Source organism: Fluviicoccus sp. (assembly GCF_030646115.1).
Lineage (GTDB): Bacteria > Pseudomonadota > Gammaproteobacteria > Pseudomonadales > Moraxellaceae > Fluviicoccus.
The window spans coordinates 1-1,575 of record NZ_JAUSMX010000013.1 but is presented as its reverse complement, the minus strand read 5'-3'; the positions used below and the strand labels follow the sequence as shown (position 1 = coordinate 1,575).

Genomic DNA, 1,575 nt, shown 5'->3' with positions numbered 1-1,575 from the left:
TGGCGGATGACCACACAGCCGCACCAACGTTTTCAATCACCACGTCCACGCCGCGCCCCTGGGTGCGGGCCATCACTTCCTTGACCACGTCCTGCGTGCAGCTGTTGATCAGATGGTCGGCGCCAGCCAAGCGGGCGCGCTGTAGCTTGGCATCGTCGCGCGAGGTGACGATGGCTTGAGCGCCCGCCAGCTTGGCGAGCTGCAGTGCGGCCAGCGACACGCCGCCGCCTATGCCAAAGATCAGCACTGTCTCCCACGGCTTGAGCTGTGCCTTGGTGAACAGCATGCGCCAGGCGGTCAGGTGGTTGACGCCCAGTGCGGCCGCTTCGGCGAAGCTCAAGCCGGCAGGCATGGGGAAGACGTTTTGCGCCGGAACGCTGACCCATTGCGCCAGGGTGCCGTCCCTATGCTCGCCCAGATACTGGATGCCGGTGCACAGGACCACTTCGCCGCGCTGGCAGAACTCGCAGCGCCCGCAGCCTACGGCCGGATGCAGCACCACGGACTGGCCGGGCGCGAGCATGCGCTCATGCGCATCGACTTCTTCCACGATGCCCGCGCCGTCAAGTCCCATGATCTGCGGCAACTGGTGCGTGATGCCCGCGCCGCTGTCGCGCATGTAGAGATCCACCTGGTTGAGGGTGGCCGCCTGCATGCGAATCAGTACCTGACCGGGTTGGCGCACCGGCTTGGGCCGGTTCGCTATGCTGACGACTTCGTTGCCGCCATGCCCTGTAATAAATACGGCTTTCACGTCGAAAGCTCCTTAAGAAAGTAAAAAATAATGGGGCAACGGCCAGACGCCTGACACCTCATGAATGGAACTCCCCGCAACCGCGGGGGAGTGTCAGGGCTCTTGAAGTGCCTTGCAGCCCCTCAGCCCCTGTTACACAGCCCCTTGCATGAAGTTCCAGTCTGCTTCACGCGTAAATGCGGTCCTTGAGGGCCTTCGCATACTGGACAAAAAAATCCAGGCTGCTCGGGTTCTGCATTGCATCCGGGCTGGCCGCCTTTTCAGGCGAGGTACCCAACAGCAGTTTTCGGACAGGCACTTCCATCTTTTTTCCGCTCAGCGTGCGAGGAATTTCAGTCACCTGCACAACCTCATTGGGGACGTGGCGAGCAGAGGCCTTGGAGCGTATCTGGAGCTTGATGCGTTCCTGCAGTGTCTCGTCCAGTACCGCGCCAGGTCGTAGCACCACAAACAGCGGCATAAACGAGGGGCGCCCCAAAAACTCCAGGTCGATTACCAGGCTGTCGCGCACCTCGGGCATTTCTTCAACCACCCGGTAGATTTCAGCCGTTCCCATCCGGATGCCAAAGCGGTTGATCGTGCTGTCTGATCGCCCATAGATGACTGCGCTGCCGTGCTCTGTGAAGCGTATCCAGTCACCCTGGCGCCACACGCCAGGGTAGGTTTCAAAATAGCTCTCGAGGTAGCGCTTATTGTCCGGGTCGTTCCAGAAATAAATTGGCATCGACGGCATGGGTTTGGTGATGACCAACTCGCCCACCTCGTTGACCACCGACTCGCCAGCTTCGTTGTAGGCGTAGGCGGCCACGCCAAGTTCCCGG

At 61.0% G+C, this 1,575-nt stretch carries 1 protein-coding gene and 1 pseudogene; both read right to left on the bottom strand.

Annotated elements, in window-relative coordinates:
• Positions 1 to 754, bottom strand: a 754-nt coding sequence (locus Q7T36_RS09465; protein WP_304847187.1) for an alcohol dehydrogenase catalytic domain-containing protein, incomplete at its 3' end; no start/stop codon positions are given.
• 166 nt (positions 755 to 920) lie between these two features.
• A pseudogene (locus tag Q7T36_RS09460) lies at positions 921 to 1,575 on the bottom strand (acetoacetate--CoA ligase); the annotation flags it as partial.